Origin of the sequence: Anaerofilum hominis (assembly GCF_014287275.1) — a bacterium.
In the GTDB taxonomy this organism is placed as follows: Bacteria; Bacillota; Clostridia; order Oscillospirales; family Ruminococcaceae; genus Pygmaiobacter; species Pygmaiobacter hominis.
Genome location: NZ_JACONZ010000003.1, coordinates 262210 through 283100 on the forward strand (window position 1 = coordinate 262210; position 20891 = coordinate 283100).

General features: G+C 65.6%; 16 protein-coding genes. 5 read left to right on the forward strand and 11 right to left on the reverse strand.

Annotated features, from left to right (window positions below):
- Together H8S23_RS09745 and H8S23_RS09750 are read left to right on the forward strand one after the other, a co-directional pair.
- Positions 1–1404, forward strand: coding sequence for an MATE family efflux transporter (locus H8S23_RS09745; protein WP_186888151.1), 1404 nt, complete (start codon positions 1–3; stop codon positions 1402–1404).
- Positions 1405–1511: 107 nt separating this feature from the next.
- Positions 1512–1976: a helix-turn-helix domain-containing protein gene (locus tag H8S23_RS09750; RefSeq protein ID WP_186888152.1), complete on the forward strand. Its 465-nt coding sequence runs from the start codon at positions 1512–1514 to the stop codon at positions 1974–1976.
- Positions 1977–2412: 436 nt separating this feature from the next.
- Here the strand turns inward: H8S23_RS09750 and H8S23_RS09755 are convergent, their stop codons facing one another.
- Both H8S23_RS09755 and H8S23_RS09760 read right to left on the reverse strand, forming a co-directional pair.
- Positions 2413–5670 carry a UvrD-helicase domain-containing protein gene (locus H8S23_RS09755; protein WP_186888153.1) on the reverse strand — a complete coding sequence of 1086 codons (3258 nt, stop codon included), beginning with the start codon at positions 5668–5670 and terminating at the stop codon, positions 2413–2415.
- A 536-nt stretch (positions 5671–6206) separates the two neighbouring features.
- Positions 6207–7505, reverse strand: coding sequence for a M23 family metallopeptidase (locus tag H8S23_RS09760; protein WP_186888154.1), 1299 nt, complete (start codon positions 7503–7505; stop codon positions 6207–6209).
- A gap of 333 nt (positions 7506–7838) precedes the next feature.
- Here H8S23_RS09760 and H8S23_RS09765 point away from each other — a divergent pair, with 333 nt between their 5' ends.
- Positions 7839–9131, forward strand: coding sequence for an MFS transporter (locus tag H8S23_RS09765; protein ID WP_186888155.1), 1293 nt, complete (start codon positions 7839–7841; stop codon positions 9129–9131).
- A 101-nt stretch (positions 9132–9232) separates the two neighbouring features.
- Entirely contained in the window at positions 9233–10507 is a 1275-nt protein-coding gene (locus H8S23_RS09770; protein ID WP_186888156.1) for an MFS transporter, read from the forward strand.
- Positions 10508–10635: 128 nt separating this feature from the next.
- On the opposite strand, the gene H8S23_RS09775 is transcribed toward H8S23_RS09770, so the two are convergent.
- The 4 genes from H8S23_RS09775 to H8S23_RS09790 all read right to left on the reverse strand — a co-directional run bounded on the left by H8S23_RS09775 (position 10636) and on the right by H8S23_RS09790 (position 14699).
- Positions 10636–11676 carry a zinc-dependent alcohol dehydrogenase gene (locus tag H8S23_RS09775; protein ID WP_186888157.1) on the reverse strand — a complete coding sequence of 347 codons (1041 nt, stop codon included), beginning with the start codon at positions 11674–11676 and terminating at the stop codon, positions 10636–10638.
- A gap of 160 nt (positions 11677–11836) precedes the next feature.
- Entirely contained in the window at positions 11837–12784 is a 948-nt protein-coding gene (locus H8S23_RS09780; RefSeq protein ID WP_186888158.1) for a carbohydrate kinase family protein, read from the reverse strand.
- A 23-nt stretch (positions 12785–12807) separates the two neighbouring features.
- On the reverse strand, positions 12808–13644 hold the full coding sequence (locus tag H8S23_RS09785; RefSeq protein WP_186888159.1) for a class II fructose-bisphosphate aldolase: 837 nt from the start codon (positions 13642–13644) through the stop codon (positions 12808–12810).
- A gap of 14 nt (positions 13645–13658) precedes the next feature.
- Positions 13659–14699 carry an NAD(P)-dependent alcohol dehydrogenase gene (locus tag H8S23_RS09790; protein ID WP_186888160.1) on the reverse strand — a complete coding sequence of 347 codons (1041 nt, stop codon included), beginning with the start codon at positions 14697–14699 and terminating at the stop codon, positions 13659–13661.
- Between the two features lie 273 nt (positions 14700–14972).
- Between H8S23_RS09790 and H8S23_RS09795 the strand changes: the two genes are divergently transcribed.
- Positions 14973–16202, forward strand: coding sequence for an ROK family protein (locus H8S23_RS09795; RefSeq protein ID WP_186888161.1), 1230 nt, complete (start codon positions 14973–14975; stop codon positions 16200–16202).
- Between the two features lie 70 nt (positions 16203–16272).
- On the opposite strand, the gene H8S23_RS09800 is transcribed toward H8S23_RS09795, so the two are convergent.
- From H8S23_RS09800 to H8S23_RS09820, 5 genes are all read right to left on the reverse strand, one after another.
- Positions 16273–17220: an aldo/keto reductase gene (locus H8S23_RS09800; protein ID WP_186888162.1), complete on the reverse strand. Its 948-nt coding sequence runs from the start codon at positions 17218–17220 to the stop codon at positions 16273–16275.
- A gap of 107 nt (positions 17221–17327) precedes the next feature.
- On the reverse strand, positions 17328–18110 hold the full coding sequence (locus tag H8S23_RS09805) for a VOC family protein (protein WP_186888163.1): 783 nt from the start codon (positions 18108–18110) through the stop codon (positions 17328–17330).
- A gap of 13 nt (positions 18111–18123) precedes the next feature.
- Positions 18124–19083: a carbohydrate kinase family protein gene (locus tag H8S23_RS09810; protein WP_186888164.1), complete on the reverse strand. Its 960-nt coding sequence runs from the start codon at positions 19081–19083 to the stop codon at positions 18124–18126.
- 44 nt (positions 19084–19127) lie between these two features.
- The gene (locus H8S23_RS09815) at positions 19128–19964 is read right to left on the reverse strand and encodes an alpha/beta hydrolase (protein WP_186888165.1); all 837 of its coding nucleotides are present in this window, start codon (positions 19962–19964) and stop codon (positions 19128–19130) included.
- 15 nt (positions 19965–19979) lie between these two features.
- Entirely contained in the window at positions 19980–20801 is an 822-nt protein-coding gene (locus H8S23_RS09820; protein WP_186888166.1) for an alpha/beta hydrolase, read from the reverse strand.
- Positions 20802–20891: the final 90 nt, after the last annotated feature.

Genomic DNA, 20891 nt, shown 5'->3' on the forward strand with positions numbered 1-20891 from the left:
ATGGAGGAAGAAAAACAAACGGCGGGCGCGGGGGCTGCGGCTCAGAGCGATTTTTCGCAGGGGACCGTGCCCTCCAACATCCTGCGGCTGGCGCTGCCCATGGTGGTGGCCCAGCTTATCAACGTGCTCTACAGTGTGGTGGACCGGATGTATATCGGCCACCTGCCCGCCGCGGCGGGCAACGCCCTGACCGGGGTGGGGGTGACCTTTCCCATCCTGACGGTGGTCATCGCCTTTGCAAACCTTTTCGGGGCGGGCGGCGCGCCGCTGTTCTCGATGGCAAGGGGGCGCGGCGACAGCGAAGAGGCCTGCCGCATCATGGGCAATGTCTTTTCGATGCTCACCGCCACCGGCCTGCTGCTGACTGCGCTGGTGCTGCTGTTCAAACGGCCGCTGCTCTATCTGTTTGGGGCCAGCGACGTCACCTATCCCTATGCCAGCGACTATATCACCATCTACCTGCTTGGCAGCGTCTTTGTGATGCTGGGCCTTGGCATGAACAATTTTATCAATGCGCAGGGGTTTGCGCGCAAGGGCATGATGACGGTGCTGATCGGCGCGGCCCTCAACATCGCCCTGGACCCGCTGTTCATCTTTGTCTTTGATATGGGGGTGCGCGGCGCGGCGCTGGCCACGGTGCTGTCTCAGTTTGTCTCGGCCCTGTGGGCGGTGGGCTTTCTGTGCGGCAGACGCACGCTGCTGCGGCTGGAGCCGCGCTGGATGCGGGTGCAGCTGCCGGTGGTGGGCCGCATCACCGCGCTGGGCTTTTCCAGCTTTATCATGGCGGTCACCAACAGCGCGGTGCAAAGCGTCTGCAACGCCACGCTGCAGACCTTCGGCGGAGATCTGTACGTGGGGGTCATGACCGTGCTCAACTCGGTGCGCGAGGTGGTGATGACGGTGGTGAGCGGCGTGACCAACGCCGCCCAGCCGGTGATGAGCTTCAACTACGGCGCGCGCAAATACCGCCGTGTGCGGGAGGGGATCGGCTTCACCACCGCCCTGTGCATCGGCTATACGGTGCTGGTGTGGGCGCTGCTGTTTTTCTTCCCCCGCGTGTTTATTGCGGTGTTCAACGATGACCCGGCGCTGATGGAGGCCTGTGTGCCCGCAATGCACATCTACTTTTTCGGTTTCTTTATGATGTCGCTGCAGATGGCCGGGCAGGCGGTGTCGGTGGCCCTGGGCCGCTCCAAACAGGCGGTGTTCTTTTCGCTGCTGCGCAAGGCGTTTATCGTCATCCCGCTCACGCTGCTGCTGCCGCGGCTGTTCGGCCTTGGGGTGGACGGCGTGTTCCTGGCCGAGCCCATCTCCAATTTCATCGGCGGCGTCGCCTGTTATGTGACAATGCTGCTTACCATCTGGCCGGAGCTCAAACGGCGGGAGCGGGAGCAGGCCGCCTGAGCGGAAAAAGGGACCTGTTACTCCCCGTTGCTTGCGGCAACGGCGCGCGCGGGGCTACAATGGCTTCAACAAAAGGGGCCGCAGGGACCCCAAAGGAGGCGCGGCGGATGCTGCAGGAGAATTTGAGGGCGTATCGAAAGGAAAAAGGCCTGTCCCAGGAGGAACTGGCCATCCGGCTGCACGTGGTGCGCCAGACCGTGTCCAAGTGGGAGAAAGGACTGTCGGTGCCGGACGCAGACGCGCTGCTGCGGATCGCGGAGATATTTGAAGTGCCGGTGGACGCCCTGTTGGGCGCAAAGCCGGCGCGGGGGGCGGAGCCGGGCGAAGTGGCGCTCCAGCTGGCCCGCATCAACGAGCAGCTTGCGGTCAAAAACCGCCGCGCCCGCAGAGTGTGGAAGATCGTGGCCGCCGTACTGGCGGGGATCCTGCTGTTCAATCTGCTTCTGATGGCGCTGAGCATGAGCGCGCTGGGAAGCTATCGGCAGAAAGGCGTTTCCCAGATAGTACAGTCGGTCCCGGCCCGGTCCGCAGCGGCAAAAGCGCCGCCCGCGGCCCCGGCGGTCCGGGGATGAAAAAAGACAAGGCCGCACGGTGCGCCGTGCGGCCTTGCTGCGTTTTTGGAGCGTTGGAAGCCCCACCGGGCCGCCCGTCCCGCGGAGGACACGGAGAGCGCGGGGCAAAAAGGGGCGCCTTGCACCCTTGGGGCAAACCTGTTTTTGGCTTTTTTCAGGCGGCCGCGCCCCGCGGCTTTGCGGCGGCTCAGGGGCGTTGGAAATGCCATAGGGCCGTCCGGCTCGCGGGGAGGACACGAAGAGCGCGGGGCAAAAAGGGGCACTCCGTCCCCCCGGCCAACCCTTTTTTGCTTTCTCCAGGCAGCCCCTGCCCGCACCTCGCGGCCCGGTGCGGGGAGAGGAAAGTGGCCGAACGGGGGCCGGGGCGGTCGTTGATGGCGCCCCTGCCGCCGCAGCGGGCGCAGAAGCGGGCCCGCACTGCGGTAGGGCTGGGGGGTCATAGTTCAAACAAACTCAGCTGTTTGCCCTGCGCCGTGTGCCGGCCCTCCAGAACGCTGCCCCGCTGCAGTGGTACGGCGGCGAGGTCGGCGACAAACGGGGAGGGCTCCCCCGGGGCCAGCAGCACGAGTTCGCGCTCGGCGCGGGTGATGCCCACATAAAAAAGACGGCGTTCCTCTTCCGTGTCCGCAGGCCGGCCCGGCGCATCGTAGGGCAGCACGCCGGCGCTGAGCCCGCAGAGAAAGACCACCGGGAACTCGAGCCCCTTTGCCGCGTGCAGCGTCATCAGCTGCACCGCGTCAGTGGGGTAGACCCTTGCGCCCGGCCGGTCGAGGTCCCCCTCCTCGCCCAGCTGCAGGTTCTGCAGAAAAGCCCCGAGGTCGATGGCGGAAGCCGCGGCCGAGAGCAGGCGGTCCAGCGGCGGCGACAGGGGCAGGCCCGCGCCGGCGAGCCAGCTCTCGAGCAGCTTCTGCGGCCGCTCGGCGGTGCGGGGGGCGTAGTCCTGCGCCAGCAGGCAAAGCGCGCGCACGGCCTCCAGCTCCCGCAGCGCGGGCGGCAGCGCGTCCAGAAGTCCGGTCAGGGTATCGGGGCCCGGCGCGGTCTCTGCCGCCGCGTGTACGATCTGCCGTGCGGTTTCAGGCGGGCAGCCCAGCGCGCCGGTGAGGCAGGCGGCGAGGCCGGTGAGGCAGCCCGGGTACAGCAGAGCGCGGAAGAAGCCCAGTGTCCCCCGGACGGCCGGGTCCTCCAGATAGGGCTCCCGGCCGGTCACCACATAGGGGATGCCGTCGGTGGAAAGGGCGTATTCCAGGCGCTCCAGCTGGCGGTGGGTGCGGCAGAGCACCGCGATCTCCGAAAAGCCGGAGACCGCCGCCTGCTCGCGCCGCCCTTTTGCCGCGTGCGCGCCGAGCATATCCACGCCGCCCGCCATGCGGGCGATCTCTTTGGCGACAAAGATCGCCTGTGCCAGTTCGTCCGGCGCGGTGAGCAGCCGCACCGCCGGCCCGTCCGGCCGCATGGGGGCCAGCGCGCGCCCGCCCTCCGGCGCGGGATTGGGGGCGATGGCGGCGGCCGCGCAGGCGAGGATCTGCGGGCTGGAGCGGTAGTTGTGCCCGAGATGCAGAGGGGCCTTGACCCCGTAGTCGGAGAAAAAGCGGGAAAAACAGGCGGGCTCCGCGCCGCGGAAGCGGTAGATCGATTGATCCGGGTCCCCGATGACAAAGACGCTGTCACTGCTGCGGCTCCAGGCGCGCACCAGCCGGTACTGCAGCGGATCGATGTCCTGAAATTCGTCCACCAGCAGGTGGCACAAGGCCGCGCGCAGCGGCGCACAGTCTTTTTCCTCCGCGCCCTCGAACAGCTGTATGGCGCCCAGCAGCAGATCGTCGAAGTCGCAGGCGCCCAGCGCGGCGAGCTGGGCGGCATAGGCGTCAAAGGCGGCGGCGGGGAAAGCGCCGTCCTCCCGCGCAGCGCGGCCGTTTTTGACCTGGGAGACCCAAGCGAGGAATTTTTTTGCTGAACCGTGCGCGCCGCTCTGCCCGAGAAGTTCGCGGGCGATGCGCTCGGCCTCGGGGGCGTCGATCAGCGAGAGCGGACCGCGGCAGGCGGTCAGCTGCCGCAGGGCGATGGCGTGAAAGGTGCCGACAGTCAGCCCTTTGCAGCGCCGCTTCCCCAAACGCTGTTCCAGCCGGCCGCGCAGTTCGGCCGCCGCCTTGTTGGTAAAGGTCACCGCGGTGATGGAGGCGGGAGATGCCCCGCAGGCCTCGATGAGATGCGCGATGCGCCCCACCAGCGTCCGGGTCTTGCCGGCCCCGGGCCCGGCGATCACCGCCACTGCCGGGGCGTCGTCCTCAATGGCGCGCCGCTGCGCTTCATTGAACGCCTCCGCCGCCGGGGCAGCCGCCGCTTTTCCGGCTTTTGCCGGCGCGCGGGGCGGGCGCTTTGCCGCCGGGGCGGCGGCGCGGGGCAGGATGACGGGCGCGGGGGCGTCGAAAGAGAGCTGGCCGGAAAAGGCGCCGATCTCGTCCCGGCTGAGGATCTCCACCCGGCCGTACTCGCCGTCAAAACCCGGCTCCCAGCGCAGCTCTCCGGCGCGGACCCGGCGCACGCCCTCGGCCACGCAGGGGCCGGCGACCCGGCGGATGTCCTCCAGCGGCAGCTCGCGCAGGATGGCGAATTCCGGCCCCAGCTGGGCCAGCATGGCTTCGTAAGCCTGCCCCACCGCGGCCCCGGCGGCGGAGCGGCCCACCGAGGCGCCGATGATCTCGGGCAGCGGCACGATGCGCTCAAACGGCGCTGCGCCGGGGCGGCGAAACTCCTCGCCGCGGTCCGCGAGCTGTTCCACCCGGTGCAGCACGCCGGTGGTGATCTTGCGGCCGCAGACCGGGCACACCCCGCCCGCAGCCTCAGCCTCGGTCGGGGTCAGGCGCAGGCCGCAGCTGCGGTGCCCGTCAAAGTGGTATTTTCCCTCTTCCGGGAAAAACTCGATGGTGCCTGCGGGCCCGGCGCCTTTGCCGGACAGCGCCTGAGAAAACCCCTGCCAGCAGAGCTCGGCGTCGAAGAGGTTCGCCTCCCTGCCCAGCTTGGCGGGGGAGTGCGCGTCGGAGTTGGAGACCAGAAAATAGCGGTCGAGGGCAGAGAGCCGCCAGTTCATCGGCGGGTCGGATGAGAGGCCGGTCTCCAGCGCGTGGATCTGCGGCGTCAGGTCCTCGAAACATTCCTCGATCGTGTCGAAGCCGGAAAAGGCGCCGAACAGCGAAAAATGCGGCGTCCAGATATGGGCGGGGATAAAAACGGCGTTTGGGCAGACGTCCAGCGTGAGCTCCAGCAGGTCGCGGCTGTCAAGGCCAAGGATCGGCCGTCCGTCCGAGTGCAGGTTGCAGCCCAGCGCCTCCAGCCGGGCGGACAGCGTCGCCGCGGCCTCCAGAGAGGGCAGCAGGATGAGGTTGTGCACCTTGCGCACCCGGCCGTTTTTCTTGTAGATGGAACTGATCTCGCCCGTGACCACAAAGCGCGGGTCGGGCGCGGCGGCCGAGGAGCGGTCGCGCCGGCAAAGCTCCGGCCGCAGGCGGTAAAAGCCGTCGCCGTCCGGGGCCAGCCGCCCGGCCAGCTCCTCCCGCCAGGCGGGATGGGTGAAATCGCCGGTGCCGACCAGATCGATGCCCTTGCGGCGGGCCCAGAGGTCCAGCATCTCGGGCGTGCAGTCGCGGCTGGTGGCGCGGGAGTAATGAGAGTGGATGTGCAGGTCTGCGATGAACATGGGAACACCTCGCTTGCAGGCTGCGGCGGCGCAGGGGCGCCGCGTGCCGGAATTTGTCGATTTGTCCCTATCATAGCGTTTTTGACGGGTCTGCGCAAGCGGGGTGAGCGGAAAGAGGCCTCGGGAAGGTTTGATACAAAAAGGGCTTGCCTCCTCTTCGGAAACAAGCCCTTTAAAAAACGCCTCACAGGGGACGTCAAACATTTCTTTCAGCAGGACCAGGTTGCGGATAAAGATATTCCGGCCCCCGGTTCCATGCGGGCACAGCTTGCCCGGGACATAGCGCGTCCGCGGAGCGGAAGCTTTCGCATGAGGTCCTATTGCGACAGACCGCAAGCTTCACGCAGCTTTTTTAAATTTTCACCCAAAGGACCGCTGCGATTTTGAGGCAGCCTTTGCACCGCGCTGCTCCCCTGCAAGTTTTTATTCCACGAAATCAAGCGGAAAAAGGCCGGGTTATCATTCTATGCTGCAAAAAATGTTCCATGCCGCAAAACGGAGCGAGCGGAAAACACGCGCCGGGCTGCGGGAAAGCTTTATTCGCCCGCGGCGGCAAAGATGGGCGAGCTGCCGTCGAAGAGAGGCCAGGGCGACACGCTTTCGCGGCCGATCTTTACCTCATAGTGCAGATGCGGCCCGGTGGAATAGCCGGTGGTGCCCACGGCGCCCAGCAGCTGCCCTTTTTCCACCCGGTCGCCGGTGGCGACATTCAGGCTGTCCATATGGTAGAAATAGCTCTTGAGCCCGCCGCCGTGTTCCAGGACGATGGTGTTGCCCGACAGCTGCAGGAAACCGGCGTATTCCACCACCCCGTCCCCCGGGCACTGTACCGGGGTGCCCAGGGCCGCCGCGATATCCACGCCGCCATGGCGCTCTGGCGTGGCGCTGCCGTTCACATACCGCTTTACCCCATAGGGGGTGGAGATGCGGCCCTCTACAGGCTGTAAAAACGCGCCGCTCCAATACTGCTCGTCGCTGGCGGTGTCGTACAGCGGCACCACCGTGATGTGAAATTCCCAGTTGGCAGCCTGCGAGTTCACGGTTTCGTCGGCGATCTCTTCGCTGATGGTCATCTGCTGCACCTCAAAATCGCTCTCCGCCACCGTCACCGGCAGCGAGGCCGAAGCCTGCCCGGCCGTGACCTCTATGGTGTAGCCGCCCGGCTCGCGCGCATAGCCCACCGGCACCAGCGCCGTGTAGGCGCCCGCCTCCGCGGCGGGCACAAAGCGCACATAACCCAGGCCGCTCTGCCCAGAGGGGACCGTCCCGTCGGGGACATGGCGGACCGTCACGGTGAGCAGGTCCCCCTGCCGCGCGACGCTGGGGGAGAGGGAGAATTCCGGCTCCGGCACGGGCAGTTCCAGGTGCACCGAGGCGTCGAAGTAAAAATCGCCGCGGCCGGCGCTGCCCCGGTCCAGGCTGCCCCAGACCTCGAAAAAATAGTCCCCGTCGCCCGGGAAACGGAACGCCGCGAAAGCGTCGGGTGCGCCGTCAAAGACCGTGCCGCCGCCGTCGGAGACCCGCACCCGGGTAAGCGCCGCGTCCGCCGGCGCGGCGGCAAGGGCGGGCTGGTCGCTGTCCAGCGTGAGGATGGCGCCCAGAGCGGGATAGGCGGGGTCCAGCCGCCGGGTCAGCAGCCCGCCCAGCACCGGCGTCTCCCAGCTGCCGCCGTGCTGCAGCAGTTCGCCGCCGTCCAGCGTCACCGACACGGCGGGTATGGACCCCTCCCCGGCGGCCGCCCACTGCCGCCAGAGGACAAGGCCGGCGGCCAGCGCCGCCAGCAGCAGCGCCGTCAGTCCGATGGTAAGGGCGCGGCGCGGGGATATTCTGTTCATGCCGAGGACCTCCTTTTACTGAAAAAACGGGAAGGGGAAGCGGGTGCGGCGCGGATATGGGCCGGACCGGGCTGTCTGGGGCCCGCGCGGGACGCCGCGGGGAAAAAGGTCCCGGCCGGACCTTTTCCTCTCAAAAAAGCCCGCTTTAAAGCCCGGCCCGCCGCGCCGCACCGATCAGCCGCGGGGGGCGCCTTTCCAGAGCCATTATACCACAGGGAGAACTGTAATAGAATGTCGCAGCCTGATTGAATCGGGACAAGCAAAATGGTACAATACCTTATAGATCGCGGGGCGCGCGGGCGCGGCCCATCAAACATGCGGAGGAAAATCCTGATGAAACTCGACAACAAGCGCACCATCCTGGTCGGCCTTGCCTTTATGTCCATCAGCGCGTTCTGGCAGGTCTACGACGGTATCATCCCACTGATCCTGAAAAACACCTTTGGCATCGGCGACACGGCCTCCGGCGTCGTTATGGCGCTGGACAACGTGCTGGCGCTGTTCCTGCTGCCGGTCTTCGGCTCGCTGAGCGACCGCACCCACACCCGGCTCGGACGCCGCATGCCCTATATCGTCTGCGGCACCGCGGCGGTGGCGGTGGCCATCATCCTCATCCCGCTGGGCGACCATTTGTTCAGCCTGCCGCTGTTCATCGTCGGCCTTGGCCTGGCGCTGCTGGCGATGTCCAGCTATCGCAGCCCGGCCGTGGCCCTGATGCCGGACGTCACCCCCAAGCCCCTGCGCAGCAAGGGCAACGCCATCATCAACCTGATGGGCGCGGTGGGCGGCATCCTGATGCTGCTCACCATCAAGCTGATCGTCCCCAAGACCGACCATCCCGATTACATCCCGCTGTTCGTCATCCTGGACGTTTTCATGGTGGTCTGCGTGGCGGTGCTCTTTTTCACCGTCAACGAGCCCAAAGCCGTGAAAAAGATGGAGGCCGAGAGCCGCGCCATGGGCGTGGTGGAAGAGGAGGAAAAGCCCCAACAGGGCGCTGCGGGAGAAAAGCTGCCGCCGGACGTTTTCCGCTCGCTCTGCTTTTTGCTGGGCAGCATCTTTTTGTGGTTCATGGGCTATAACGCCATCACCACGGCTTTCAGCAAATACGCCAACCACATGTGGGGCCTGGAGGGCGGCGATTACGCCATGGTGCTGATGGTGGCCCAGGCGGCGGCCATCGTGGCGTTCATCCCGGTGGGCGTCATCGCCAGCCGGATCGGGCGCAAGCGCACCATTTTGTTCGGCATCACCTTTTTGGCCGTGGCTTTTGGGTCGGGCATCTTTTTCAGCGACCGTTTCACCTGGCTCATGTTCGTGTTTTTCTCGCTGGCCGGCGTCGGCTGGGCTTTCATCAACGTCAACAGCTATCCGATGGTGGTGGAGATGAGCAAAGGCGGCGACGTGGGCAAATACACCGGCTATTATTATACGTTCTCGATGGCCGCCCAGATCATCACCCCCATCCTTTCGGGCGCGGTGATGCAGTTTATGGGTTACAAATACCTGTTCCCCTATGGCACGCTGTTTGTGGTGCTGAGCTTTGTGACGATGCTGTTCGTCCGGCACGGCGACAACCGGCCCAAGGCGCAGGTGGGCATCGAGGCCTTTGACGTGGACGACTGACCGTCCGCGGCGGAGCAAAAAACGGCGCGCGGCCCGGCGGGGGCGGCGCGCCGCATTGTGTGAAAAAGAGGGAAGTAAAAAAGTAAAGGAGCGGGGTCGTTTTGAAAGGAAGAGGAAAATTGCACCGGGCGTGGTGGATGATGGTAGGCTGTATTCTGCTGCAGGCCGGCGCCACGGGAGTGTTCAGCAACTGCGCGACCATTTTTTATTCCTCCATCTGCGGGGAACTGGGCTTCAGCAACGGCGCGATGGCAATGTTTACCACCGTGCGCACCGTGACCATGGCTTTTGCCATGACCGGCGTCACGCTGCTGTATAAAAAGATCGATCTGCGGGTGCTGCTCTCCGCGCTGGCGGCGGTGGGCGCAGCCTGCTTTGCCTCGCAGGCGCTGTTTCACAACATCTGGCAGTGGTACGCCATGGGCGTGGTCTACGGCATCGCCTGCGGCGGCCTGATGACCGTGCCTGCCACCATCGTCATCAACAACTGGTTCCACGAGCGCACCGGCTTTGCGCTGGGGCTGGCGCTTTCCGCCTCCGGCGTGGCGGGCGCGGTCATCAACCCGCTGTGCTCAGCGCTCATCAGCGCGCTGGGCTGGCGGCCCGCCGCGGTCGTCGTGGCGGGGCTGGCGCTTGTCCTGCTGCTGCCCGCAACGGCGTTTATCCTGCGGCTGACGCCGGAGGAGGTGGGCTGCACCCCCTATGGCGCCAAACAGCGGGACGGCGTTGCCGAGCGCACGGTGCTGCGGGCCCAGGACAGCCCCCTGGCGGCCAAAGGCGGGGCCTTTGTGCTCTGCTTCATTCTGGTCATCCTGCCCAACTGCGTGGTGCAGATCACCTATCACATCTCGCTGTTCGTGCAGCAGGAGGGCCTCAGCCTGGCGCTGGCCGCCACCCTCACCTCGCTGGTGATGGTGGGCAACACGCTGGGCAAGCTGCTGCTGGGCATGCTCAACGACCGCAAGGGCCCCTGGTTCACCAGCTGCTGCGCCTGCGCGGCGCTGGCGCTGGCCTCGCTGGGCTTTACCGGCGGGCGGGCCGCGCCCTGGCTGCTGTACCTGAGCGCGCCGCTGCTGGGCGTATCGTTTTCGCTGGCCGCCATGCTGCCCTCGCTGATCGCCCGGCAGATCTATGCGGCCCAGTATCAAAAGCGGTACAGCGTGCTGATGACCACAGGCACTCTGCTGGGCGCGGTGGCCAACACGGCGATCGGCGTGGCCTCGGACGTGGCGGGCAGCTATCTGCCGGTCTACGCGGTCAGCGCCGCGGCCTGCGCGGCCTGCGCGGTGCTTTCGGTGCTGCTTGGCGTGTGGGAGCGGCGGACAGGCCCTGCGCCGCTGGAAAAAGCGGTCGTGTGCGAGGACAAGAACGGCTGACGACGTTGCCGGCGCACAGGAGAGAAAATGAAAAAAGGGCCGGCGTGAGCCGGTCCTTTTTTTGTGATCCTTTTGCGGGCCCGGCAGCTCCGGCCTGCATTGCCCGGTGCTGCGCCGCTGTGGGGTGCTCAGTCGAAATCCAGCACCACTTTCAGCGCCTGTTTGGTGCGCACCAGCTCCAGCACTTCGTCGATCTGCTCCGCTTTGCGCACATGGGTGTAAAAATCCTTGGGATCGATAAAACCGCTGCGGATCAGGTCCACGTTCTCCGCGGTGATGTCGTACTGACCATAGGGGAAGTTGAGCATTTGCAGCAGGGTGTTGTTTTTGAGCCGGGTCACGTCCAGCACCGCATCGGTATTGCGCAGCACCCCCATCGAGCCCACGATGCCGTAGGGGCGCAGCCGGTGCGAGCCCTCCATCAGCAGGGAGGAGAGCCCCACGATATCGATGACCCGGTCGAACAGGCGCCCCTCCAGCAGGGCGTCCTTGTCCTGGGTGGCAAAGTTGATGACCTCGTCGGCGCCCGAGAGGGACTTGGCCAGCGCCAGCCGCTCGTCGACGCAGTCCACGCAGGTGATGGTGGCCGCGCCCAGATGGCGCAGGTATTTCATGGTGGCAAGGCCCATCGGCCCCGCCCCGTAGACCAGGATATCCTTGCCCTCGGGCGTGAAATTGCGCGCGGCCGAGAAGCACTCGTTCAGGGTGAGCAGCACCCCCATGTCGATGGGGTCAAGGTCGCTGGGGATCTGCCGGCAGGCGTTCTGCGAGGGGTTGAACTCGCTTTCGGACACGCCGTCCTCCCGCATGGCCTGCTGGTCCTGCACGATGCAGTAGTCCGACATGGCGCCCCAGGTCACCCCGTACTGCAGGCCGGGCATCTTTTTAAAAACCGGGTTCATAAAGCGGTCGCCCACCCGGTGATGACGCACTTTGGAGCCGGTCTCCACGATATCGCCGATGCCCTCGTGCCCCAGCAGGGTGGGGAAAGGGTCCACCGGCACGGCCATCTCGCCGCGGATGATGTGGAAATCGGTGCCGCTGCAGAAACCGCAGCTGCGCACTTTTACCAGGCTTTCGTAGGGGCCGGGCTCGGGCATGGGCACATCCCGGACGATCTCTACCTTGCCGCCGCCCACTGCGGCGATGGAACGCATGGTCTTGGCCATTTGACAGTACCTCCTTGTACTTTTCCCGGGGAAACACCGGCGGGGGAAGCGCAGCCCCTGTGCGGGGCCGGACGCGTGCTTTTTTTGAAAAAACGGCGCGCGGAAAAGGGCTGCGCCTGCCCCGGGGGGTGCCCGCGGGAAGATCTTGTGTGCAGCAGATTCAGACGAGCCCCTGATCGAACCGGGCAATGGCTTCTTTTACCTGGGCCAGGCTTTTGACCCCGGTGGAGGCGCCCATCACCTGGATAGCCACCGAGGCCACCCCGTTGCCGAAGCGGCAGGCGTCGGCCGGGCTTTTGCCCTCCAGCAGGGCGTGGATGGTGCCGGCGGCGAAATTGTCGCCCGCGCCGGTGGTGTCCACCACCGGCAGGTGCGTGTAGGTGGGGATCACGGTGCCGCCCTGTGCGTTGCGCAGATAGCAGCCGCGGCTGCCGGTCTTGACCACCACGTTTTTTACCCCGTAGCCGTACAGCGCTTCGGCGGCTTCCTCGGGGGTGTACGCGCCGGTGAGGGCGAGGGCCTCGTCCTGGTTGGGAAAGATGAAATCCAGGTGGGCAAGCGCCTCGGCAAAGTCCGACAGGCGCCAGTTCCCCGACAGGCCGCCGCAGTCGGCGCAGACGATGGCCCCGGCCTCTTTGGCCTGCCGGACGATGCGGGCCACCCGGTCCGGGCGGTGCAGGGGCGGCACCATCATGCTGCCCAGCGAGACCACCCGCGCCCGCGCCAGCAGCGCGGGGTCAGGATCGTAATCCCCGTAGGCCAGCAGGCCGGTATTGATAAAATTGCGCTGCCCGTCCGGCTCGATGACGATCACATTCATGGGGGTGGTGTCCATCTCGGCGGTGACGCCGCTCACGTCGGCGCCGCTTTCCGCCACCGAGGTGCGGATCAGCTCGGCGCCGGCGTCCCGGCCCACCGCGCACTGCAGGGTCACCCTGTCGCCCAGCCGGGCCAGCACCCGCGCCTCGTTGAGGGCGTCGCCCCCAACCGACAGCATGGTGGATTCAGCGTGCTTGCTCTCTGAGGTGAAAGGGCTGTGCAGGTCCACCCCGCGGATCAGCACGTCCAGGCAGCACATCCCAACGCAGAGTACGTCGATCTCTTTCATGGCGAACGCTCCTTCCTCCCGCGTCACCGGCGGGTGCCGAACAGGCGGATCTTTTCCAGGCAGCGCTCCCGGGTGCCGGCGCGGACCGCCTTGCTGAGGGAAAATACGTTGTAATCTTCTGCCTGCGCGCGCTCTTTCACCCGCAGGGCCGCCTGCTGGGTCAGCTCGGTGAAAATGTTGATCTTGGTGATGCCGCCGGCGATGACCCTGCGGATGTCCGCGTCCGAAATGCCGGAAGCGCCGTGAAGCACCAGGGGCACCTCCACCGCCGCGCGCACCGCGTCCAGCACTTCGAAGTTGATCTTCGGCTCGCTGGAATAGGCGCCGTGGGCGTTGCCGATGGCCACCGCCAGCGCGTCGATGCCGGTGCGCTGGACAAATTGGGCCGCCAGGGCGGGGTCGGTGTAGTGATAATTGGAGAGGTCGTAGTCCGCGGCCTCCCCCACATGGCCCAGCTCGGCCTCCACCGGGATGCCCAGCGGTTTGCAGAGATCCACCACTTCCCGGGTGAGCCGCACATTCTCCTCAAAGGGCTTGGAAGAGGCGTCGATCATGACCGAGCTGAAGCCCAGCGCCACACATTTTTTCACCATTTCCAGGTCCTGGCCGTGATCCAGATGCACCGCCACCGGCACCTTCGCGGCCTCCGCGGCCGAGACCACCGCCTTGCCGAAATGGCGGACATCCAGCCCCGCCAGCCCCTCAAACACCTGGGCAAACTGCAGGATCACCGGGGTGTCGCTCTCCTCTGCGGCGTCCAGGATGCCCTCCAGCATCTCCAGATTCATCAGGTCGTAGGCGCCCACCGCATAATGGCCCGCCTGGGCCGCGTCGAGCAGCTGTCTGAAATTTGCAAGCATCGTCTGTTCCTCCTTTAAAATTCCACAACGACCTTCAAAGCCGTCTGCTTCTGGTTTTTGGCCACATCGAACGCCTTGGCCGCCTCTTCGAACGGGAAGAAGTTGGTGGCCACCTTTGCCACCGGGATGGAGCCCGCGGCGATGGCCTGGATGGCCACCGGGTAGAGATTCCGGTAACGGAAGACCGAGAGGACGTCCACCTCTTTGGAGTTGAGGGCAAAAAAGTCGAAGGACACCTTTTCGTGGATGTTGCCCACCAGCACGATCCGGCCGCCCCGCATCACCAGACCGGGGGTCAGAGCGGTGGTCACCGGGCTGCCCGCGGTTTCAAAGACCAGGTCGGCCCCAAGACCGCCGGTAAACTCGAGCACCCGCTGGGTCAGATCCTCTTTGCCGGAGTTGACGGTCAGATCGGCGCCCAGGCTGGCGGCGGTCTCAAGGCGGTTGTCGAACAGGTCGGCCATCACCACCCGGGAAACGCCCATCGACCGGCAGGCCAGCAGGGTCATCAGGCCGATGCAGCCACTGCCCAGGATGACCGCCGTCTGGCCCAGCCCCGCCCCGGCGCGGCTGGCCGCGTGCAGCCCGACCGCCAGCGGCTCCACCAGCGCGCCCTCCAGCGTCGAGACGTTGTCCGGCAGTTTGAAGCTGAAAGCCGCCGGGTGGGTGATATAGCGGCTGAGGGCGGCGCGCTCCCAGGGGGCGCAGGCCATGAAGTTGACCTGCGGGCAGAGATTGTACTTGCCGGACAGGCACCAGCGGCATTTGCCGCAGGGCACGCCCGGCTCCAGCGCCACCCGGTCGCCGGGGGCAAGGCCGGTCACCTGGGCGCCCACCTCCACCACTACGCCGGCGCTTTCATGGCCCAGCACCACCGGCAGCGGCGTGTCCAGACGGCCGCCCACGCTGGGGTCCTCATAAAACATCACGTCTGAGCCGCAGATGCCCACGTGTTTCACCTCTACCAGCACCTCGTCGGGGGCCATGCGGGGCATTTCGGAGTCCCGCAGTTCGATCTTCTGCGCGCCGGTGAGATAAGCGGTTTGATTTTTCATAAGATCGTTTTCCTTTCCTCCGCCCTGCGCAGCCGGTGCCGGCTTTGACAGGAGCGGGCGTTTTTTATAAAATAAAATCAATTACATTAAATCAGCAGCTGTCTGAAAAAATGGGCCGCCGTCTTTTTGCGGCCGGCGGAACCGCCCGCGCCGAGAGGAGCCGGGTCCTGCCCCGGCGCTCTGCGCTTTTGCCTGCGGCTTTCCCGCCGGGGCGGCGGAGCCGGCGCTCTCGCGGGTCTCAGACCAGCCCTGACAAATATGGGAGGGACCGGCTTGGCATTTGCAGAGCAGAACGGCGCGCCCCGCCGCAAAAAGCGCGGCAATAATTTTGAGAGCATGCAGCAGAGCAACCGCGCCCTGATCCTGCAGCTGATGAAAGCGCAGGGCGTCTCCACCCGCAAAGGGCTGGCCGAGCAGAGCGGCCTGCAGGCGGCCACCATCAGCATCATCGTGGCCGAGCTCATGGAGCGCCGGCTGGTGGAGGAGACGGGATTGGTGGAGGGGGACTGCGGCCGCCGACTCACCGGCCTGCGGCTGCGGCGGGACCAGTACTGCACGGCCGCGGTGCGGATCACCCCGTCCTACTACGCGGTGGGGCTCTACGATATCAACTCGGCCTGCCTGGCCGTTGAAAAGACCATCTGGCCCTTTTTTGACGACCCCGCCCGGTCGCTGGAAGAGGTCCTGGCCGCGGTGCGCCGCTTTTTGGGGCTGCGGCCCGACCTGCAGCCCCTGGGGGCCGCTTTCGCCCTGCAGGGCGGGTTCTGGCTGGAGGACGGCCGCTGCGCCCTGCCCGGTCTTGCGGGCGAGGCCGGCGCGGACCTCTGCGCCTGGTTCTCCCGCAGGCTGGGGCTGCCGGTGACCGCCGATCTCGCCGCGGACTACAGCGCTTACTGCTACACCGCCCGGCCGGACTACAGCTATCTGAAAAAGGAAGTGTTCCTCTATCTGCTGGTCAGCGATACGGTGGATTACAGCATTTTGGACCACGGCCGCATCTATCGCGGGGCGCTGGGACTGCCCGGCTCGCTGGGACAGCTCACCGTCTTTGACGAGGCGGGGCAGCCGGCGCCGCTGGAAACGCTTTGCGGCAACTCGGTGCTGCTGCGCCGGGCCGCCGGGCTGCTGAAAGAGTACCCGGACAGCGCGCTGGCCGCCCGGGCGGACGGGCTGCGCAGCCGGGATCTGATCAACGCCTTTTATGCCGGAGACCCCGTTGCGGTGCAGCTGTACGGCGGCGCGGCCGCCGCGCTGGCCCAGGCGCTGGCGGTCCTCATCCGGCTGCTGCGCCCCCACCGGGTGCTGCTGAGCGATGAGATCCCCCAGAACGAGACCTTTCTGGACATGGTGCGGGAAGACCTGCGCCCGCTGCTGGAGCCGCGGCTGCTGGCCAGGGTGCAGCTGCTGGCCCCCAGCGAAGAGCGCAGCACCGCCCGGGACTCCACCATGATCGGCGGCAGTATGTACCTGACCGACCGCAGCATCCGCGAGCTGCGCCTTTGATCCGGAACTGCCGCGGGTGCGGGGCCGCCGCGCGTGGACCGGCGCGGTCCGGGCCCCGCTCCGCCGGCGCTCAGCGCCCTACCGTGCAGTCGATGGCGGCGTCGATCTGGGCCATCTCGTCCTCGGTGAGGCTCCAGTCAAAGCCGCTGCAGTTCTCATGCGCCTCGGCGGGGTTGCGCACGCCGATGATGGCGGTATCGATGAAGGATTTCTGGGTCGACCAGTTGAGCGCCACCTGGGGCACCGGCGCGCCGTGGGCGGCCGCCACTTTGTCCAGCGTTTTCAGCAGCTCCATGGTGTGGGAGAACTTGGGCTCGCGGAAAAAGTCGTAGAAAGTCATGCGGATATCGCTGGGGGCAAAGTTGGGCATGCTGCGGATGCTGCCGGTGAGGATGCCCGCGCCCAGCGACGCGTAGGACATCACCCCCAGCCCCTGTGCGGAGGCCCAGCGGATCAGCTCTTCCTGGGAGCGGTTGACCATCGAATAGGGGGGCTGGATCAGCTCCACCTCGCCGTATTGCCGGGCCTCCTCGATCTGCTCCACCGAGTAGTTCGAGACGCCGATGTGGCGGATCACGCCCTGATCTTTCAGCTCCATCATGGTCTCCATGCTCTCTTTTACCGGCTGGCCGGGCACGGGCCAGTGCAGGATATAGACGTCGAAATAGTCGGTGCGCAGGTTTTTCAGTGATTCCTCACACAGGCGCAGGATGGTGTCCCGCCGTCCGTCCTTGATGGCCTCCCCGGTGAGGGGGTCGTTGTAAAGGGCTGTTTTGGTGGCCAGAAAAAGTTTGTCGCGGCGGCCCTGCAGCGCCTCGCCCACCACCTGCTCCGAGTGGCCCGCGTTGTACACCGGCGCGGTGTCCACAAAGTTCACCCCGTCGTCCAGCATGGCCTGGATGGCGGCGATGCTCTCCTCACGGTCCACCGCGCCCCAGTTTGCACCGCCGATGGCCCAGGTGCCCACTGTCAGCGCGGACACCTTCATCCCCGTTTTGCCGAACTCTTTGTACCTCATAAAAAAGCTCCTTTCTGTTGCTTCATTAATTTAATTAAATTAATTTAACAGCCCATAAGAAACCCCTTCCCGCGCGGGCGGGGCAGGGGTTTGGTGATGATGGGCTGTCAGACGGACAACATTTCGCTCAGCTCCACTTTCTGGCCGTCCGGCCCGCGCAGCGTGAAAAAGCGCACGCCATACTGCCAGAAAGGCAAAAACTGAGGTTCCGGGTGCAGAAGCTGCAGATTCAGCGCCCGGGCGGACGCAAAGGCCTGGCCGATGCAGCGCACATCCAGCGCCATATGGTCGTGATGGCTGTCCCGGGTGGAATCCGGGCCCCAGCCCTCCCGCTGGTAGAGCTTGATGATCCAGCCGCCCAGGGCAAGGCAGGCCGTGTCCCGCAACGCGCCGTCGATCTCCTCCTGCAGATAGAACAGGAAGTCAAAGCCGAACTCCTCATAGAACGCCGTCGAGACCCGCAGGTCGGCCACCGGCATGCGCAGGTAGCTGAAAGAGGACAGCGGGCGGGACGACCTGCCCGAAAGCTCGTTCAGGCAGAGCCCCTCGCCGTCCGGCCCCTTGCCGTGCACGCTGCGCAGCAGCTGGCCGCCCGGCAGCAGCTGTTCTTCCACCGGGCCGTCGAAGCCCGCCCTGGCGGCGGCCTCTTCCAGCTGTTCCACGGTGACGGCCAGCTCGTCGTGACGGCCGCCGTCCACGGTGAAGGGGGGCTCCTCTACCGGGTAGACCTCCAGGCAGAGATCGCCGCGGCGCAGAAAACGCGCGCCGGCCGCGGCCTCAAACACCACTGCAAAGCCCAGCTTTTCGGTGAGGAACCGCACGGTGCGGTCCCGGTCGTTGGACGGGTAGCCGATGTGCTGCAGGCCTGTTACATTGTCAGACAAACGCATGGGACGCTCTCCTTTACAATTTTAATTTCGGCACCTTTGCCATGCACTCCCGGATGCCCGCCTCATCCTGCAGCGAGGGGATGGCCCCGTAGCCGGCGGCGCAGCAGGAGCCTGCCGCGTTGCCGAAATCCACCATCTCCGCCAGCTGCAGGTCGCTGAGGGCCGCCACCGGCACGCCCAGACAGCTGAGCCGGTAGACCACCGCCCCGAAGAAAGAATCCCCCGAGCCGGTGGTGTCCACCACTTTGGTGTCGTAGGTCTCGAAATGCCGGTCCAGGTTTTTGTGATAGCAGTGGCAGCCGCGCGCGCCCAGGGTGACCAGCACCAGCGCCGGGCCCATGGACGCCAGAACGGCCGCGGCCTTTTCGACGGTGTCCTCGCCGGTGATCATCAGCGCCTCCTCGTCCGACACCTTGAGCAGGTCGCACATCGGCACGCCCAGGCGCAAGACCTCGGCGGCCTCCGTCTCGCTGTCCCACAGGGTGGAGCGGTAGTTGGGGTCGAACGAGATCACTTTGCCCGCCCGCCGGGCATAGGACGCGGCGGCAAAGGTGGCGCTGCGCATCGGCTCCTTGGTCAGCGAGACGCCTGCAAAGTGAAAATAGCGGGCGCTGTCGATCAGGCTGTAGTCGATGTCCTGTTCGGTGAACATCATGTCCGCCCCGGGCCGCCGGTAAAAGGTGAAGCTGCGGTCCCCCTGCTTGTTGATATGTACGAAAGCCAGGGTGGTGCCCACATCCGGGTTCATCTTCAGCCCTTCGGCACCGACCCCGACCCCTGCAAGCGTGTCACGCAGGTATTCGCCAAATTGATCTTTGCCCACCATCCCCATAAAGGAAGTTTTTTTGCCAAGGACCGAGAGCTGGGCCAGAAAGTTGGCCACGCTGCCGCCCGGGTGGGCGACGAAGCTCCACTCGCCGTCGCCCGGTGTGAAGTCGATCAATAATTCTCCAATTGCAGCTACGTCAATCATCTTGTTTTCCTCATTCCTATGGGTATGGTATTGCCCTGCCGTACTCAGTCCACGAACCCGCCGCTGGTGGGCAGCCACTCCACGGCGCGCCGGATATAGGGGTCCCAGAAGTCCCAATTGTGGATGCCCGGGCCCTCTTCATAGGTGAGCGGCGCGCCCAAAGCGGCCGCATAGTCGCGGTACTCGACATTGCAGGGATAGACAAAATCCTCGGTGCCGCAGGCCTGGTAAAGCAGGGGCACGGGGCCGCCGCTTTCCATCGCCGCTTTGAGCAGCACTTTCAGATCGTTTTCCTCCGGCTTCAGATACTCGCCGTGTTCGCCGAAAGCGGCGCGCATAAAGCGGTCGGTGGGCACCTCGTCCGGGCTGGCCGAGCCGATGGTGCAGGCCCAGCCCTCGCCGGCGCCGCAGCTCATGCCGCCGGAAAGGCTGACCGCTGCCGCGTAGCTGCCCGGCTCGCGCAGCGCCGCCTTGAACGCGCCGTAGCCGCCCATCGAAAGGCCGGCCAGGAACTTGTTTTCCCGCTTGCCGGAGATGGGGAACAGGGACTCCATCACCGCGGGCAGCTCTTTGGTATAGTAGTCGTAGTAGTTGCCGCCCTCGGGCAGGTTGCAGTAAAAGCTGTTGTCCACCCCGGGCATCACCACCGCGATCTGCCGCTCCTGCGCGTAGCGCTCGATGCCGGAAAAGCGCGCCCAGTCAGAGTGATCGGCGGAAAAGCCGTGCAGCAGGTACAGCACCGGGTATTTCTGGCCCGCAGCGGGGTAAAGGGTCCTGGAGCCGAAGAAGGCGTCCCCGGATTCCGGCAGGGGAAGCACCACGTTGACGCAGACGCTGCGGAACAGCTCTTTCGAGAAAAACTTGCTTTCAATGATCGCCATATCGCATCCCCTCCCTTAATTCACGAATCCGCCGGTGAGCGGCAGCCAGTTGAGCACCCGCTCGATGTATTTGTCCCAGAACGCCATGTCGTGGCGGCCGGGGCCCTCCTCGTAGGTCACGTCCAGCCCCAGGCCCAGCAGGTAGTCTTTCAGCTCCAGATTGGCCTGGTACAAAAAGTCCTCCGTGCCGCAGGCGATATAAAGTTTGGGCGCTTTTTTGCCGCTCTGGACCAGATTTTTCGAGGCGGTCCGCAGGTCGTCGGTGGCGGGGTCGAAGTACTCGCCGTTCGGGCCGTAGGAGGCGGCTTTCCACTTGTCGGTCTGGATGGGGGACCGGGTGGTGGTCTCCTCGCCCGGCTTGCGCCCCGCCACGCCGCCGGACAGGCTTGCCGCGGCGGCGAACTGTTCCGGCCGGGTGAAAGCGGCTTTCAGGGTGCCGAAACCGCCCATGGAAAGGCCGGCCACGAAGTTGTGTTCCCGCTTTGCGGAAAGAGGGAAGATGGCCCGCATCTGGGCGGGAAGCTCATCCAGATAATAGTTGTAATAGCTGCCGCCGTTGCGCAGGTTGCAGTAGCTGCTGTTGTTGACGCTGGGCATGACCACCGCCAGCTGGTGCGCCTGGGCGTACCGCTCGATGCTGGAAAAGCGCTGCCAGTCGCTGAAGTCGGCGGTGAAACCGTGCAGCAGGTACAGGGTCTGATACTTCTGCCCCTCTTTGGGGTACAGGGTCGTGGTGCCGAAGAAAGCGTCGCCCGACTCCGGCGTGGGCAGGATCACGTTCACCGAGACGCTGGAAAACAGCTCTTTGGAGAACATTTTGCATTCAAAGATCGCCATGAGAGAATCACCGTTCCTTTCTGGAGTCCGCGTCCCCCGGGGCCGGGAGGAGAAGATGCCCCGTCCCGGGCGCGGCGCCAATCATTGGTT

Excerpts from the sequence above, each read along its gene's own strand:
- H8S23_RS09790 (WP_186888160.1), bottom strand. The coding sequence starts at position 14,699 with ATGAAAAATCAAACCGCTTATCTCACCGGCGCGCAGAAGATCGAACTG.
- H8S23_RS09780 (WP_186888158.1), bottom strand. The coding sequence starts at position 12,784 with ATGAAAGAGATCGACGTACTCTGCGTTGGGATGTGCTGCCTGGACGTG.
- H8S23_RS09760 (WP_186888154.1), bottom strand. The coding sequence starts at position 7,505 with ATGAACAGAATATCCCCGCGCCGCGCCCTTACCATCGGACTGACGGCG.
- H8S23_RS09755 (WP_186888153.1), bottom strand. The coding sequence starts at position 5,670 with ATGTTCATCGCAGACCTGCACATCCACTCTCATTACTCCCGCGCCACC.
- H8S23_RS09775 (WP_186888157.1), bottom strand. The coding sequence starts at position 11,676 with ATGGCCAAGACCATGCGTTCCATCGCCGCAGTGGGCGGCGGCAAGGTA.
- H8S23_RS09750 (WP_186888152.1), top strand. The coding sequence starts at position 1,512 with ATGCTGCAGGAGAATTTGAGGGCGTATCGAAAGGAAAAAGGCCTGTCC.
- H8S23_RS09815 (WP_186888165.1), bottom strand. The coding sequence starts at position 19,964 with ATGGCGATCATTGAAAGCAAGTTTTTCTCGAAAGAGCTGTTCCGCAGC.
- H8S23_RS09745 (WP_186888151.1), top strand. The coding sequence starts at position 1 with ATGGAGGAAGAAAAACAAACGGCGGGCGCGGGGGCTGCGGCTCAGAGC.
- H8S23_RS09765 (WP_186888155.1), top strand. The coding sequence starts at position 7,839 with ATGAAACTCGACAACAAGCGCACCATCCTGGTCGGCCTTGCCTTTATG.
- H8S23_RS09800 (WP_186888162.1), bottom strand. The coding sequence starts at position 17,220 with ATGAGGTACAAAGAGTTCGGCAAAACGGGGATGAAGGTGTCCGCGCTG.
- H8S23_RS09785 (WP_186888159.1), bottom strand. The coding sequence starts at position 13,644 with ATGCTTGCAAATTTCAGACAGCTGCTCGACGCGGCCCAGGCGGGCCAT.
- H8S23_RS09810 (WP_186888164.1), bottom strand. The coding sequence starts at position 19,083 with ATGATTGACGTAGCTGCAATTGGAGAATTATTGATCGACTTCACACCG.
- H8S23_RS09820 (WP_186888166.1), bottom strand. The coding sequence starts at position 20,801 with ATGGCGATCTTTGAATGCAAAATGTTCTCCAAAGAGCTGTTTTCCAGC.
- H8S23_RS09805 (WP_186888163.1), bottom strand. The coding sequence starts at position 18,110 with ATGCGTTTGTCTGACAATGTAACAGGCCTGCAGCACATCGGCTACCCG.